The organism is Allobosea sp. ASV33 (assembly GCF_016428755.1).
Lineage (GTDB): Bacteria > Pseudomonadota > Alphaproteobacteria > Rhizobiales > Beijerinckiaceae > Allobosea.
The window spans coordinates 13,797-28,695 of the sequence record NZ_JAELTI010000073.1 but is presented as its reverse complement, the minus strand read 5'-3'; the positions used below and the strand labels follow the sequence as shown (position 1 = coordinate 28,695).

The 14,899-nt window shown below is 67.0% G+C and carries 12 protein-coding genes; 7 read left to right on the top strand and 5 right to left on the bottom strand.

Going from position 1 to position 14,899, the window contains the following annotated elements; genetic code table 11:
* Nucleotides 1-327: 327 nt before the first annotated feature.
* Nucleotides 328-1,194, bottom strand: coding sequence for a LysR substrate-binding domain-containing protein (locus JHD80_RS19165; RefSeq protein WP_199090690.1), 867 nt, complete (start codon nucleotides 1,192-1,194; stop codon nucleotides 328-330).
* Between the two features lie 199 nt (nucleotides 1,195-1,393).
* On the opposite strand from JHD80_RS19165, the gene ilvD reads away from it, so the two are divergent.
* Both ilvD and JHD80_RS19155 read left to right on the top strand, forming a co-directional pair.
* A complete protein-coding gene (gene ilvD / locus JHD80_RS19160) occupies nucleotides 1,394-3,235 on the top strand; it encodes a dihydroxy-acid dehydratase (RefSeq protein ID WP_199090688.1) in 1,842 nt (613 codons plus the stop codon).
* A gap of 115 nt (nucleotides 3,236-3,350) precedes the next feature.
* Nucleotides 3,351-4,286, top strand: coding sequence for a hypothetical protein (locus tag JHD80_RS19155; RefSeq protein ID WP_199090686.1), 936 nt, complete (start codon nucleotides 3,351-3,353; stop codon nucleotides 4,284-4,286).
* A gap of 52 nt (nucleotides 4,287-4,338) precedes the next feature.
* Here the strand turns inward: JHD80_RS19155 and JHD80_RS19150 are convergent, their stop codons facing one another.
* Nucleotides 4,339-4,953 (bottom strand): HAD family hydrolase, encoded by a 615-nt coding sequence (locus JHD80_RS19150; protein ID WP_199090684.1) that lies wholly within the window; start codon nucleotides 4,951-4,953, stop codon nucleotides 4,339-4,341.
* A gap of 71 nt (nucleotides 4,954-5,024) precedes the next feature.
* Here JHD80_RS19150 and JHD80_RS19145 point away from each other — a divergent pair, with 71 nt between their 5' ends.
* Together JHD80_RS19145 and JHD80_RS19140 are read left to right on the top strand one after the other, a co-directional pair.
* Nucleotides 5,025-5,960, top strand: a complete 936-nt coding sequence (locus JHD80_RS19145; RefSeq protein ID WP_349237305.1) for a protein-methionine-sulfoxide reductase heme-binding subunit MsrQ — start codon at nucleotides 5,025-5,027, stop codon at nucleotides 5,958-5,960.
* Nucleotides 5,961-6,040: 80 nt separating this feature from the next.
* Entirely contained in the window at nucleotides 6,041-7,771 is a 1,731-nt protein-coding gene (locus tag JHD80_RS19140; protein ID WP_199090683.1) for an MFS transporter, read from the top strand.
* A 133-nt stretch (nucleotides 7,772-7,904) separates the two neighbouring features.
* On the opposite strand, the gene JHD80_RS19135 is transcribed toward JHD80_RS19140, so the two are convergent.
* Nucleotides 7,905-8,702 carry an undecaprenyl-diphosphate phosphatase gene (locus JHD80_RS19135; RefSeq protein WP_199090681.1) on the bottom strand — a complete coding sequence of 266 codons (798 nt, stop codon included), beginning with the start codon at nucleotides 8,700-8,702 and terminating at the stop codon, nucleotides 7,905-7,907.
* Nucleotides 8,703-8,959: 257 nt separating this feature from the next.
* Here JHD80_RS19135 and JHD80_RS19130 point away from each other — a divergent pair, with 257 nt between their 5' ends.
* The 3 genes from JHD80_RS19130 to JHD80_RS19120 are packed head-to-tail and all read left to right on the top strand — an operon-like array spanning nucleotide 8,960 to nucleotide 11,651.
* Nucleotides 8,960-9,652, top strand: a complete 693-nt coding sequence (locus JHD80_RS19130; RefSeq protein ID WP_199090679.1) for a glutathione S-transferase family protein — start codon at nucleotides 8,960-8,962, stop codon at nucleotides 9,650-9,652.
* Nucleotides 9,649-10,788, top strand: a complete 1,140-nt coding sequence (queG, locus tag JHD80_RS19125) for a tRNA epoxyqueuosine(34) reductase QueG (RefSeq protein ID WP_282568409.1) — start codon at nucleotides 9,649-9,651, stop codon at nucleotides 10,786-10,788. Before JHD80_RS19130 ends, queG begins: the two co-directional genes overlap by 4 nt.
* Nucleotides 10,785-11,651 (top strand): SDR family oxidoreductase, encoded by an 867-nt coding sequence (locus tag JHD80_RS19120; RefSeq protein WP_199090675.1) that lies wholly within the window; start codon nucleotides 10,785-10,787, stop codon nucleotides 11,649-11,651. Before queG ends, JHD80_RS19120 begins: the two co-directional genes overlap by 4 nt.
* Here JHD80_RS19120 and olsB read toward each other — a convergent pair whose 3' ends face one another.
* Complete coding sequence (olsB, locus tag JHD80_RS19115) at nucleotides 11,652-12,524, bottom strand: l-ornithine N(alpha)-acyltransferase (RefSeq protein ID WP_465246535.1); 873 nt, start codon at nucleotides 12,522-12,524, stop codon at nucleotides 11,652-11,654. It lies immediately after the preceding gene.
* Between the two features lie 181 nt (nucleotides 12,525-12,705).
* Complete coding sequence (locus JHD80_RS19110; protein ID WP_199090671.1) at nucleotides 12,706-14,799, bottom strand: hybrid sensor histidine kinase/response regulator; 2,094 nt, start codon at nucleotides 14,797-14,799, stop codon at nucleotides 12,706-12,708.
* Nucleotides 14,800-14,899: the final 100 nt, after the last annotated feature.

The following is a 14,899-nucleotide window of genomic DNA, read 5'->3' as shown; positions in this document are numbered from 1 at the left end:
ACAGCGTGGCTTCAACAAATTCAGACAGGAAACCGTCCGGCGAACCGGCCTAAGCCCCAGCGTCCTAAGGAAGCGCAGAAGAGGCGCCGCTCAGCGGCGGCGCCGTCTCGATGGGCGGTTTATAGGCGGGACCCCTTTCTCCTGTCAACGCGCTTTTTGAAAGTTTTTCGACAAAAATGAGTTCCGCAATAAATCCAGAGGCTTAAGACGAAAGGATAAGCCTGGAGCCTCGAATGGGCTGCTGACGGACCGATTTCCAGGGCCTCTCGCCCGCCCCGCCAAACCGCCTGCTCCAGGCCCGTTGGAAAGGCCCTGCCGGATACGGCCTCAGGGCAAAGCAACCGCGTCGCTCAGGGCCTCCGCCAGGAAGGTGCTTAGCGCCGCGACGGCCGCCGAAGCCCGGCCCGGCGCGAGATGCAGCGCGATCTCGGACGCCGGCAGGGCCGGCAGGCCGTGCTCCGCTCCCAGCAATTGAAGACCGGGACGGGCCGTACCCGCCTTGACCACGGTCAGAGCCACACCGGACGCCGCCATCGCCTCGACGGCACCGATGCTCGACGACGAGAACAGGATGCGCCAGCGCAAGCCTGCCTCGTTCAGCGCTTCGAGCGCCCATTCGCGAAACATGTTGGGCGCCTTCAACAGCGCGAGCTGCAAGGGCTCCTCCAAAGTGAAGGCGATGCGGTCCGAGCAGGCCCAGGCCGTCTGCTCCCTGCGCAGGACATCACCGCGCCCGTCCCCGGCCTTCTGGGTGGCGAGCACGAGATCGAACTCCTCGCCAAGGCTGTTCAGGAGATCGCGGGTGAAGCCGGTCGTGACCTCCAGCTCGACATCCGGGTGCGAGCGGGCGAAGCGCGCCAGCGTCTCCGGCAGGACGATAGTGGCGTAATCGTCCATCACCGCGAGCCGGACCCGGCCGCTGACACTCTGCGCATTGATGACGTCGAGCGCCTCGTCATGCAGCGCGACGATGCGGCGGGCATAGCCCAGGAACTGTTCGCCCGCGCGCGTGAGAAGAACTTCGTGGGGCGAACGCTGCAGCAGGGTCTGCCCGGCGAGCTCCTCGAGGCGGCGGATCTGGGTGCTGACCGTCGACTGGCTGCGGAACAGGGCGGCCGCCGCGCGCGTGAAGCTCCTGAGCTCAGCGATCGTGACGAAGCTGCGCAGCAGGTCCACGTCGATATTGCGCAGCATGGTGCTTATCCTCTCCCCACGCCCTCGGACGAGAGCCGTTATGGCAATTCGTAACCTGTCTGTCCTCTAGGCCGGACCGGGAGCCGCCATGCGCGGCGCCGATCATGGAAATCGAAGAATTCAATTTTGCCGCGGGGCATGCGGGCGATAGCGTGTCGCGCAACGGGACATCAGGAGCCCGAGACCGGAGACGCACGAGATGCCCAGGCTGAGATCCGCCACCTCCACCCATGGCCGCAACATGGCCGGCGCCCGCGGCCTGTGGCGCGCCACCGGCATGAAGGACAGCGATTTCGGCAAGCCGATCATCGCGGTGGTGAACTCCTTCACCCAGTTCGTGCCGGGCCATGTCCATCTGCAGGATCTCGGCCAGCTCGTCGCGCGCGAGATCGAGAAGGCCGGCGGCGTCGCCAAGGAGTTCAACACGATCGCGGTCGATGACGGCATCGCCATGGGCCATGACGGCATGCTCTACAGCCTGCCCTCGCGCGAGCTGATCGCCGACAGCGTCGAGTACATGGTCAACGCCCATTGCGCCGACGCGATGGTCTGCATCTCCAATTGCGACAAGATCACGCCCGGCATGCTGATGGCCTCGATGCGCCTGAACATCCCGACCGTCTTCGTCTCGGGCGGGCCGATGGAAGCCGGCAAGTACATCGCCGAAGGCGTGCTGAAGAAGGTCGATCTCGTCGACGCGATGATCGCGGCGGCCGACGACAAATATACCGACGAGCAGGTCGACGTGATCGAGCGCTCGGCCTGCCCGACCTGCGGCTCCTGCTCGGGCATGTTCACGGCCAATTCGATGAACTGCCTGACCGAGGCGCTGGGTCTCGCGCTGCCCGGCAACGGCTCGACGCTCGCCACCCATGCCGACCGCAAGCGCCTCTTCGTCGAGGCCGGCCACCTGATCGTCGATCTCGCCCGCCGCTATTACGAGCAGGACGACGAGAGCGTGCTGCCGCGCAATGTCGGCTCGTTCAAGGCTTTCGAGAACGCGATGACGCTCGACATCGCCATGGGCGGCTCGACCAATACGGTGCTGCACCTTCTGGCAGCGGCGCATGAGGCCGAGATCGACTTCACCATGGCCGATATCGACCGGCTGTCGCGCCGCGTGCCGGTGCTGTGCAAGGTCGCGCCGGCCGTCGCCGACGTGCATATGGAAGACGTCCACCGCGCCGGCGGCATCATGGCGATCCTCGGCGAACTCGACCGCGCCGGACTGATCGATACCTCGCTGCCAACCGTGCACAGCACGACGATGGCGGACGCGCTGGCGCGCTGGGACATCACGCAGACCGAGAGCGAGGCGGTGCGCTCCTTCTATAGCGCTGCGCCCGGCGGCGTGCCGACCCAGACCGCCTTCAGCCAGAGCCGCCGCTTCGAGGAACTCGACAGCGACCGCGAAAAGGGCGTGATCCGCAGCGCGGAGCATGCCTATTCGAGGGATGGCGGCTTGGCCGTGCTGTTCGGCAATATCGCGCTCGACGGCTGCATCGTGAAGACGGCGGGCGTGGACGCCTCGATCCTCAAGTTCTCCGGCCCGGCCGTGATCTTCGAAAGCCAGGACGCCGCGGTCGAGGGCATCCTCAACCGCAAGGTCAAGGAAGGCGATATCGTGCTGATCCGCTATGAGGGGCCGCGCGGCGGGCCGGGCATGCAGGAGATGCTCTATCCGACGAGCTACTTGAAGTCGAAGGGCCTCGGAAAGGCCTGCGCGCTGATCACCGACGGGCGCTTCTCGGGCGGCTCGTCCGGCCTTTCGATCGGCCATGTCTCGCCGGAAGCGGCGGAGGGCGGCGCGATCGGCCTGGTCGAGAGCGGCGACATCATCGCGATTGACATCCCCAATCGTAGCATATCCCTGCAAGTGTCCGACGATGAGCTGGCGCGCCGCCGCGCCGCGATGGAGGCCAAGGGCAAGGATGCCTGGAAGCCGGCAGCGCCGCGCAAGCGCAAGGTCACGACCGCGCTGAAGGCCTATGCCGCGACGACGACGAGCGCCGCCAAGGGCGCCGTGCGCGTCGTCGATTGATCATGGCAGGTCGCCCGGCCATTGCGGCCGGGCGGCCTGTTTCATGAAAAAGCGGGTTCCCCCAGGCTGCACTCCTGCTTTAGCTTTGAGGCGGGATATCAACGGAGGAACCTTGATGCGGGCCGCGATCGTCGCCCTGAGCTGTCTTCTGTCGCTGCCGGCCGCTGCGGCCGGCCCGTTCGGCAAGATCGTCGTCGGCAACTGGTCGGGCGGAACGTTCACCAACGACCAGACGGGGGCCTTCTCGCATTGCGCCGTCAGCGCCCGCTACAAGAGCGGTGTCACGATGCTGACCTCGGTCACCGCGCAATTCTCCTGGCTGCTTGGTTTCACCAAGCCCGACTGGACGTTGAGAACCGGCGAGACGCTGAAGCTGCAGCTCGTCTTCGACCGCAGCTCGACCATCGACGTGACCGCCAACATCAAGTCGCCGACGCTCGTCACCATCGCCATGCCGGCGCAATCCGCGCTGATCAACGCTTTCCGGCAGGGGCGTTATCTCGAGCTGGTGGCCAATGACGCGCGCTATACCTTCGCGCTGACCTCGACCGGCGAGATGCTGCCGGCGCTGGTCGAATGCGTGAAGCAGAGCGCCAATGTGCGCGGGCCCGTGACGCCCGGCGCGCCCGCCCAGGCCCAGACGCCCGAGGCGACGGAGAAGGAACGCGCGGCGCGGGCCGAGAAGAAGGCGCTGCTGGAGAAGACCCGCGACCTGATCCGCAGCAAGATGCTGGCCTGCATCGGGCGCGAGGGCGCGCCGATGCTTCTCACCGACGAGAAGGCCGAGGTCGTCGCCAAGGCCGCCATGCTGTTCTGCAAGAGCGATGTCGACGCGCTGACCAACGCGACGATCGAACTGATCGAAACCGAGGATGGCAGGCCGACCAATCGCAGCGCCGTGCGCGACGCCGCCGAGAAGCGGGTGCAGGAGGTCGTGACGGCTCATGTCATCCGCACGCGCGGCGAAATGATCGGCAAGGGCCAGCGACAGGACAACCCGGCGCCGAGCCGGCCGACCGATTCCGGAACGCGCCCCTCGCAATCCCTTTGAATGGGCTGATCGGGCGGGAAGCGAAGAGGCTTCCGACACCCGGCCTCGCCCGTCAGAGCCTGACGCCCAGGCCGCGCAATTCGGCGCGCAGGTCGATGGGCTCGACAAAATGGACGGCCTGCATGCCGATCTTGCGGGCGCCCACCACGTTCTTCTCGCTGTCGTCGACGAAGATGCAGTCCTCGGCCTTCAGGCCGTAGCGATCGAGCAGCACCTCATAGATTGCTGGATCGGGCTTCAGCAGCCGCTCATGGGCAGAGACGACGACGCCGTCGAAGCTTTGCAGGAACGGGAAGCGGACCAGGCATTCCGCCCATTTCTCGCGCGAGAAATTGGTGATGGCGTAGACATTCTCGCCCCGCGCCTTCAGTTCCTCCAGCACCGCGACGCTGTCGGCGATGGTATGGGGCACGCTGTCGTGCCAGCTTTCGTCGAAGGCGCGGATCTCACGCTCCCATTCCGGATGCCGCTCGACCAGAAGCGCCACGCCCTCCTCCCAGGAGCGGCCGCGATCCTGCTCCAGATTCCAGTCGCCCGTGCAGACGTTCTGCATGAACCAGTCGAGCCGCTCGGGCTCCGGGATCAGCGAACGATAGATCAGCCGCGCATCCCAGCGCAGCAGGACGTTGCCGACATCGAAGACGACGGTGGGAGTGCTGGACGCCATGACCGGACCCGGTTGAAAGGGTCGGCAGGACAAACCATTCACGCCCTTGTGTCCAGATGTGCAGGACAGGGGTGGACCCCATCGTTTATGCCGGGGTCATGAACGCCCGCACCGCACCTACCGGCTTCCGAACCTGGCTGCCCTGGACCGACCGGCAAGGCCGCTTCTCCGGCCTGCGCGCGGCAGCCTTCGCGCTGCTCCTCGTGCCGGCGCTGATGCTGTTCTACGCCGCCTGGATGCACCAGCTCGGCTCGAAGCCCTGGACGCAGGCGATCCACCAGACCGGGACCTGGACGGTGCGTATCCTCATCGCTACGCTGGCGGTGTCGCCGTTCCGCAGGCTGTTCGACTGGGGCAAGCTGATCGGCATCCGCCGCATGCTGGGTCTCGGCGTCATGGCCTATGCGCTCGGCCATCTCACGCTCTACTGCATCGACATGGCCTTCGACTGGGGGCTGATCGTCTCCGAGATCGTCAAGCGCTTCTACCTGACGATCGGCTTCGTCGCGCTTCTCGGCCTCGTCGCGCAGGGCGTGACCTCGACCGACGGCATGATCCGCCGCCTCGGCAAGAACTGGCAGCGCCTGCACAATCTCGTCTATCCGATCGCGGTGCTGGCGCTGCTGCATTTCGCGCTGCAATCGAAGATCGACGTCACCGAAGCCGTGCTGATGAGCGGGCTTTTCCTGCTGCTCATGCTCTATCGCGGTCTCTATCGCTGGAAGCTGCCGGTCTCCATTCCTGTGCTCGCGGGGGTGGCGCTTCTCGCCGGGCTGCTCACCGCCGGGCTCGAAGCGGGCTGGTATGCCGCGACTTCCGGCGTCTCGGCCTGGCTGGTCTTCCAGGCCAATGCCGACATCCTGACCTATCAGGACTATGCCTCGATCCGGCCGGCACATTGGGTCGCGCTCGCCGGTCTCGTGGTGGCTTTCGGCCACGGCCTGCGCGCCCGCAAGGCCCGCCCGCCGCGGCAGGCGCGCGAGACCGCGGCCGCGCGGACGGCGTAAAAAGAAAAACTTTCCAAGTTTCGACATCTTCCAGATGGAAAGGGTTTCCCCCTCCAGCACTCATGCTCTAACCCTATGACATGCCTGACGACCAGCACGCCCAGCCCACGGCCGATGTCGTAGAAGCCGAGCTCGCTTCGGAGGGCATCAAGCCCTCGCAGACCCGGGTCTCCCCCTTCGTCCCGCTGCAGCAGCCGATCTTCCGTGCCGTCTGGTTCGCCAGCCTCGTCTCGAATTTCGGCGGGCTCGTCCAATCGGTCGGCGCCTCCTGGATGATGGCCTCGATCTCGCCCTCGGCCGAGCTGGTGGCCCTGGTCCAGGCCTCGACCACATTGCCGGTGATGCTGTTCTCGCTCGCGGCCGGCGCCATCGCCGACAATTACGACCGGCGCCGGATTTTGCTGATCGCGCAGGCCTTCATGCTGACGGTCTCGATCGGGCTCGCGATCTTCGCCTGGTTCGGGCTGATCACGCCCTGGCTGCTCCTGACCTTCACCTTCCTGATCGGCTGCGGCACGGCGCTCAACAATCCGGCCTGGCAGTCCTCGGTCGGCGACATGGTCCCGCGCCGCGACGTGCCGGCGGCGGTGACGCTGAACAGCGTCGCCTTCAACATCGCCCGCAGCGTCGGCCCGGCGATCGGCGGCGCGATCGTCGCGGCGGCCGGCGCAGTCGCCGCCTTCATCATCAACGCCTTCAGCTATATCCCGCTGCTGATCGTGCTGGCGCGCTGGTCGCCGCCCAAGGTCGAGCGCCTGCTGCCGCGCGAGACGCTGTTCGTCGCGATGGGCGCTGGCATCCGCTATGTCGCGATGTCCCCGAATATCCGCACCGTCACGCTGCGCGCCTTCGTCTACGGCTTCGGCGCGATCGTCGGCCTCGCCCTGCTGCCGCTCATCGCGCGCGATCTCGTGCGCGGCGGCCCGCTCACCTATGGCGTGCTGCTCGGCGCGTTCGGAGCCGGCGCCGTTGGAGGCGCCTTCATGAGCGCGCGCCTGCGCCGGGCCATGAGCACGGAAGCGCTCGTGCGCTCGACCTTCATCGCCTATGCCTGCGGCGTCATACTGATCGCCTTCAGCAAGACGATCTGGCTGGCGATGGCGGGCCTGTGCGTCTGCGGCGCCTGCTGGGTTCTGGCGCTCTCGACCTTCAATGCGACGGTGCAGCTCTCGGCCCCGCGCTGGGTCGTCGGCCGGGCGCTGGCGATGTACCAGATGGCGACCTTCGGCGGCATGGCGATCGGGAGCTGGGCCTGGGGCCGCTCGGCCCAGCATTTCGGCGTCGAGAAGGCGCTGCTGATGTCGGCGACGGTTCTGCTCGCCGGCGCGGTGATGGGCCTGCGCTACCGGCTGCCGCCGCTGGAGGAACTCAATCTCGACCCGCTCAGCCGCTGGCGCGAGCCCAAGGTCGCCGTCGATATCGAGCCGCGTTCCGGCCCGGTCATCGTCACCATCGAATACATCATCAAGCCCGAGGACGTCGTCGCCTTCCTGACCGTGATGGCGGAGCGCCGGCGCATCCGGCGCCGCGACGGCGCCCGGCACTGGACGCTGCTGCGCGACCTGACCGACCCGACGCTCTGGATCGAGCGCTATGACAGCCCGACCTGGGTCGAATATGTCCGGCAGAACCAGCGCGTCACCCAGGCCGATGCCGAGATCGGCGAGCAGGTCCGCGCACTACATAGCGGCCCGAACCCGCCGGTGGTCCACCGCATGATCGAGCGGCAGACGGCCTCGCTGCCGCAGTTTGCGGCGAGCCGGACGCCGACGCTGGCCGACTCGCTCAACGACCCGGCGCGGCCGGCCTGAGGAGAGGCCGCTGTATCGCAGCGTCATTCTCGGGCGAAAAGCAGCGAAGACCCGAGAATCTCAGACCAGAAGGTGCTGGTTTCCGAGATGCTCGGGTCAGGCCCGAGCAGGACGGCTGGGACCGGTTGACGACTCAGCCGACGATCCAGAGGCCGGCGAGCCCGACCATGCCGACGATGATCCGCCACCAGGCGAAGGGCGCAAAGCCGCGCTTCGAGACGAAATCGAGGAAGCTGCGCACCACGACCAGCGCCGAGAAGAACGCGGCGACGAAGCCGACGACGATCAGGATGCCGTCGTCGAAGGTCAGGAACTTGTAGCTCTTCAGGAGGTCATAGGCGAAGGCGCCGGCCATGGTCGGCATCGCCAGGAAGAAGGAGAACTCGGCCGCGGCGCGCTTGCTGGCGCCGAGCAGCATGGCGCCGACGATGGTCGAACCCGAGCGCGAGACGCCGGGCACCATGGCCAGGCACTGAATCAGGCCGATCTTGAAATACATCGGCAGCGGGAAGGTGGTGGCGTCCGTGTGCTTCTCCTGCAATTCCAGCTCGTCGACGACGAGCAGGATCAGGCCGCCGGCGATCAGCGTGCAGCAGACGATGAAGGGGTTGAACAGCACACTCTTGATGAAGCCATGCAGCAAGGCGCCGATCACCGCCGCCGGCAGGAAGGCGATGAGCACGCCGATGACGAAGCGGCGGGCCGAGGGGTCGCTCGGGATGCGCAGGGCGATATCGAGCAGGCGGCGGAAATAGACCAGCGTGATCGCCAGGATCGCGCCGAGCTGGACCAGCACCTCGAAGGTCTTGCCGTTGGATTCGAAGCCGAGGAAATGGCCGAGCAGCAGGAGATGTCCTGTCGAGGACACCGGCAGGAACTCGGTGAGGCCCTCGACGATGCCGAGGACGAAGGCTTCGATAAGGTTCTGCATGGAAGGCTTTCCTCGCGCGAATCAGGCGACCCGGGTATCAGCCCGCGCCGACCGTCCGTCGGCTTACGCCCAGCTCTTTGCAAATTGGTTACCACTTCGCGAAGCAGCATCCGCAAATTGCCGAGATCGCCATCATGGCGGGTTGTGGCGTTTTTCCGGCATGATTATAGCAAGCCGCCGTCGCCTATCGGGTCGCTGCAAGCCCGGCAGCCCTGCTTCCGTCGCATTTTGCCTGCTTCACAGTCTTCATGAGTGCCATGGCGACCCTTTATCATTATCCGCTATGCCCGCATTCGCGTTTCATCCGCCTCGCGCTCAGCGAGTTCGGCATGGAGGCCGAACTGGTCGAGGAACGCGTCTGGGAGCGCCGGCGGGAGTTCATCGAGCTCAACACCGCGGGAACCACGCCTGTCTTCCAGGAGCAGAACGGTCTCGCCGTCCCCGGCGCCGGGCCGATCGCGGAATATCTGGACGAGACGCGGGGCCTGGCGCTCGGCGACCGCCGCCTGCTGCCGGAAGGCCCGGGCGAGCGCGTCGAGGTGCGCCGGCTGCTCGACTGGTTCAACATCAAGTTCCATGAGGAGATCACCGGCCCGCTCGTGCTGGAGAAGGTGATGAAGCGCTTCATGAGCCGCGACGAGGGCGGCGGGCCGCCGGAGATGAGCGCGATCCGCGCGGCGCGCGCCAATGTGCGCTATCATCTGCGCTACATCTCCTGGCTGCTGGCCAAGAGGAACTGGCTCGCGGGCCCCGAGCTGAGCTATGCCGATCTCGCGGCGGCGGCGCATCTCTCCTGCGTCGACTATCTCGGCGACGTGCCCTGGGACGAGGATGAGGCGGCTCGCGCATGGTATGCGAGGATCAAGTCGAGACCGAGCTTCCGGCCGCTGCTGAGCGACCGCGTGCCGGGCATGGCTCCGAGCGCCCATTACGACAATCTGGATTTTTGAACGCCGACAAGCTCAAGCGCGCCGTCGCCGAACGCGCACTCGCCGAAGGCTTCGCCGTGATGCGCGTGGCCTCGGCCGATGCCATCCCCGAGGCACCGCAGCGGCTCGAAGCCTGGCTCGCCAATGGCTACCAGGGCGAGATGGGCTGGATGGCGGAGCGCCGCGATCAGCGCGCCGATCCGCGTCAGCTCTGGAGCGAGGTCCGCTCCGTCGTCATGCTCGGCATGAACTATGCCGGCGAGGGCGATCCGCTCGCCATGCTCGCCCAGCCCGATAAGGCGGCGATCTCGCTCTATGCGCGCCGGCGCGACTATCACGACGTCATCAAGGGCAAGCTGAAGAGCGTCGCGGGCCTGCTCGCGGCGCGCGGCGGTGCCGACGTCAAGGTCTTCGTCGATACCGCCCCCGTCATGGAGAAGCCGTTGGCGCAGGCGGCCGGGCTCGGCTGGCAAGGCAAGCACACCGTTCTGGTCTCGCGCGAGCATGGCTCCTGGCTGCTGTTAGGGGCGATCTACACCACGGCGGAGCTGCCGGCCGACCCTCCGGAGCGCGATCATTGCGGCTCCTGCCGGCGCTGCCTCGACATCTGCCCGACCGACGCGTTCCCGGCGCCCTACCAGCTCGATGCGCGCCGCTGCATCGCCTATCTCACGATCGAGCACCAGGGCCATATCGATGCGAGCCTTCGGCCCGGCATCGGCAATCGCGTCTTCGGCTGCGACGATTGCCTCGCCGTCTGCCCGTGGAACAAGTTCGCCGCGGCTGCCCAGGAAACGCGGCTCGCGCTCAAGGACGAGCTGGACGGGCTCGACCTCGCCGCGCTGGCCCGCCTCGACGATGCCGCCTTCCGCACGCTCTTCGCGGGCACGCCGGTGAAGCGCACCGGGCGCGACCGCTTCCTGCGCAACGTGCTGATCGCGATCGGCAATAGTGGTCGGCCGGAACTCATCGACAGCGCCCTGGCCCATCTCGCCGATCCTTCGCCGCTCGTCCGTGCCATGGCGGTCTGGACGCTGGGCAGGCTCGACGCCGAGCGCGCGAGAGGGCTTGCCAGCGCAGGGCTCCGAGACGAAACCGATCCGCAGGTGCGCGCCGAATGGCACGCGCTAGCGCCCCAGACGGAAGACGCCGCATGAACATCCTGATCCTCGGCCTCGGCTATTCGGCCGGGTTCTTCGCGCGCGCCGCGCTGGCGCGGGGCTGGGAGGTGACGGGCACCGTCCGCTCCGCCGAGAAGGCGGCCGAACTCAGCCGCGAGGGCATCCGGACGCTGGTCTTCGGCGGCTTCGCGGTCTCATCGGCGCTCGCCAAGGCCGTGGCGGAGGCCGATGCCGTGTTGGTCTCGGTGCAGCCGGCGGAGGATGGCGACCCGGCTCTCGGGCCTTTACGCGCCGCGCTGATGGGGGCTCCGAATCTGCGCTGGATCGGGTATCTCTCGACGATCGGCGTCTATGGCGACCAGGGCGGCGCCTGGATCGATGAGGCCATGCCGCCGGCGCCGACCAATGCCCGCACCCGCCAGCGCGTCGAAATCGAGGAGGCCTGGCTGCAGCTCGGTCTCGACAGCGGCAAGCCCGTGCAGATCTTCCGCCTCTCGGGCATCTATGGGCCCGGCCGCAACGCCATCACCAAGCTGCGCGCAGGCACGGCGAACCGGCTGGTCAAGCCCGGCCAAGTCTTCAACCGCATCCATGTCGACGATATCGCTGGCGTCTTGATGGCCTCGCTGGCGCAGCCGCGGCAGGGCGCGATCTACAACGTCACCGATGACGAGCCCGCCCCGCCGCAGGACGTCATCACCTTGGCCGCGGAATTGACCGGCCTGACGCCCCCGCCCGAAGTCCCGTTCGAACAGGCCAAGCTCTCGCCGATGGCGGCAAGCTTCTACGGCGAGAGCAAGCGCGTCTCGAACGCTCTGGTGAAGCGGGAATTCGGCTATGCCTTCCGCTATCCAACCTATCGAGAGGCGCTCCGGGACTTGGCAGCAGCCGGCGAATAGTCAGGCGGCGCGACGCGGACCTTCGCCGCCATAATAATCGGTATAACGCTTGTCGATGGCCGAGACCGGGAGGACGACCAGCACGTCGGTGGTGCCGAACTGGCGGTCGATCACGGCGCCCGTGCCGAAGCGGGCGCCGATGCGCAGGTAGCCCTTGATCAGAGGCGGCAATTGCTTGAGGGCGAGCTTGGCATCGACCATTTCCGACGGCAGGCGATCCATGCCGACGAACTGATCGGCATGGGCCGTCGCGGCCCAATCGCCTTCCGAGCGGGCCTGATGATGCAGGAAGCTCAAGGGCAGCGCGAGTGCATCGGGATCGATGCCGTCGAAGGATGCGCAGCCGAACATCGCGTCGATGCGGTGATGCTGGAGATAGGCCCAGATGCCCGACCAAAGCAATTCGACCGTCCGCTTGGTGCGATAGGGCTTCAGCACGCAGGAGCGGCCCAGTTCGAGAAAACGGCCGCCGGGATGGCGCGCCAGCATCGGGCCGAGATCGAATTCGCTCTGGGTATAGAAGCCGCCGAGGCGCTCGGCCGCGCTCTGACGCATCAGGCGATAGGTGCCGACCACCTTGGGCTTGATGCCGCCGAAACGTCCGCGCGCCGCGTGATCGATGACGAGGAGGTGGTCGCAGGCCTTGTCGAAGCGATCGGCATCGCGGCGGAACATCCGCGAGATCACATCGGGCTTGGCCGACATTTCCTGGTAGAAGACCCGATAGCGCAGGCGCTGTGCCCGCCAGATCTCGCGCGGACCGCGCGCCAACCGCACTTCGAGCGAGCCGATCCGGCCGAGCGTGCCCGACAGCGGCGGCGTTTCATCGATCTCGGCGCCCAACCGGCGCATGGCTCCACCCTTCATCAACATCAACGGGGCGAAGCGCGAGAACGGATTGCCGGCTGAAAATCGACTGGGCAGCGCGTTCTTACTTCCAGAAACGTGCAATGCCATCGCTTCTCTCATCTCCTGCCGGCTACCGGCATGAGGTAGGCTTGCTCCGCTGATCTTACAACTTCGCGACGAAACTGCGTCGGAGCGATGACGATCGTCAAGCCGTGAGGCTGCCGGCGGAGCCCCGCGACAGGCGCTCCAGCCAGCGCAGCAGGGCCTCGCGCTCCAATGGTTTCGCCAAGCAATCATCCATGCCGGCGGCGAAAGCGGCCGCCCTGTCGGCAGCGGAGACATTCGCCGTAACCGCGACCAGCGGCAATGTCGCGGCGCGACCCAGGCGCTTCTCGAGCGAGCGGATGGCGCGGGCGCAATCGAGCCCCGTCATCACGGGCATGCGGACATCGAGCAAGGCGAGGGCCAGCGGCGGGGCAGCCCCGGCGAAACTGGCCTCGACCCGCCGCAAGGCCTCGCGCCCGTCGCGCGCCCAGATCGCCGTGCAGCCGAAGCGTTCCAGCGTGCGCGTGGCGAGCAGGGCGTTGATTTCATTGTCCTCGGCGACGAGCACCGTCAAGCCGGTGCCGGGCTGACGAACCCGTGTCGCCGCGAGCGCGCCAGGCCCGCCAGCGGCCGATCGCCCGGGCTGAAGCTCATTGCCGAGGCGTTCGTAGAGCGAGCGCGTCCGCACCGGCTTGATCAGGAAACCGGAGAAACCCGCCTCCCGGGGCGACCCGAACTGGCGCCGTGCCTGAGGCGAGAGCAGGATCAGGCAATCGCGAATGCCGGCTGCCGCGGCGGCTTCCGCAAGCTCCTTTGCCGGCGCATCGCCGAGCGCATGGTCGACCAGCACGGCCGTGATGCTGCTTTGGGCATCCAGTTTCGCGCGTGCGGCCTCGACAGTGCCGGCGATGGAGACGGTGGCTCCCGTCGTACGGATCGTCTCGGCCAGGAAGCGGGCCGCGAAAGGCGCCGGCGAAACCAGCAGGACATGATGCTGCCGCCAGTGCGGAATCCGCGGCTCCGGCGCGTCGAACGCCGCGACGAGCGGCAACGAAACGCGGAAGGTCGCGCCCTCGCCGAGCCGACTTTCGGCATGGACCTCGCCGCCCATCAGGCGTGCGAGCCGGCGGACGATCGCGAGACCGAGCCCCGTACCGGCCTGCCCCACAGCAGCGCCGTGGTCGAGCTGCTCGAACTCTCCGAAGATGGTTTCGAGCCGATCGGCCGGGATGCCCGGCCCGGTATCCGCGACGGTGATCTCGAGGCGGTCTCCTGCGCGGGTCAGGCTCAGGCCGACGCCGCCTGCCTCCGTGAACTTCACGGCATTTCCGACGAGGTTCAGCAGGATCTGACGCAGCCGATCGCGATCGCCGACGAATCTTGCCGGCAGATCGGGCGCGATATGGGCTGCGAGCTCGATTCCCTTCGCCTGGGCGCGTGGCGCCATCAATTCGGCCACGGTCTCGACGAGCAGGACCATGTCGAAGGGCTCGGCGACCAGTTCCAGCTTGCCGGCTTCGACCTTGGCGAAGTCGAGGATATCATCGACCAGCGCCAGCAAGGCCTCGCCGGAGGTGCGCAAGGCCGCTACATAGGTCGCCTGCTCGGCATCGGGGCCGGTATCGGTCAGGAGATCGGCCATGCCGAGGATTCCGTTGAGCGGGGTGCGGAATTCATGGCTGACCGTCGCCAGGAAGCGCGACTTCGCCTCGTTGGCGGCTTCGGCCTTGGCGCGCGCCTCGACCAGCGCATCCTCGCCGGCGATGCGCGCCGAGATGTCGCGCCCGACGCGCTGGATCAGCGTGCGTCCGTCCGGGCCGGGCACGGCGGTCTCAACCCAGGAGATCCAGCGCTCGCCCTCGTAGGTCGCAAGGCATTCGTCGAAACTGCGGGCACCGCCTTCCAGCAGCACGAGCGGGCGGCTGGCCAATTGCGGCAGCAGCATCTCGCTGCCAACGAGATCCTGCTCCCCGGCGCCGAACAAGGCGGCATAGGCCCGGTTGGCATAGACGATCCGCACGCCGTCGCGCCGGACGATCAGATCGCCCTGTGCCTCGATCAGACTGCGATAACGCTCCTCGCTGTCGGCGAGCGTCCAGAGCCGGTCATTGAGCCCTTCGACATCCTGAGCGAGCGACGCCACCTGCCGGCGAAGGCCGCTGCGTTGACGCAGCAGCCACAGGACAGCGCCTCCCGCCGGGAGAAGCAGAGCCGCGAAGGCAAGAGCGAGCCATGACCAGATCGAAGAAGCCATGCCCTTCGATCTACGCAGACCGCCTTGAAAAAGCCGCCTGGGAAAGCCGCGAATTCGACCGATCGGAGCGGAGGATCGGTTAACCCTGCGGATGGCGCGA